The 230-nt window shown below is 39.6% G+C and carries 1 protein-coding gene; it reads left to right on the top strand.

What is annotated here, in order from left to right; all coding sequences use genetic code 11:
• On the top strand, positions 1-230 hold a 230-nt coding region (locus HC733_RS22950), incomplete at both ends, for a DDE-type integrase/transposase/recombinase (RefSeq protein ID WP_190367238.1).

Raw genomic sequence — 230 nt, 5'->3', positions numbered from 1 at the left:
ACAAAAGCTGAGGAAGTGTTCGTCAGTGACATTACCTATTTGAAGTCGGATGAAGGAACTCATTATTTATCGCTAACAACAGATGCCTATTCACGCAAAATAATGGGCTATGAATTAAGTGATGAAATGAAAGCATCAGATGTGGTTAAAGCACTAAACATGAGTATCTGTAACAAAAGGTACTCTCATCGCGCAATTCACCACTCCGACAGAGGCTTGCAATATTGCTC

Source organism: Pseudoalteromonas sp. S16_S37 (assembly GCF_014694405.1).
Taxonomy (GTDB): domain Bacteria; phylum Pseudomonadota; class Gammaproteobacteria; order Enterobacterales; family Alteromonadaceae; genus Pseudoalteromonas.
This window is presented reverse-complemented; position numbering and strand designations above follow the sequence as displayed.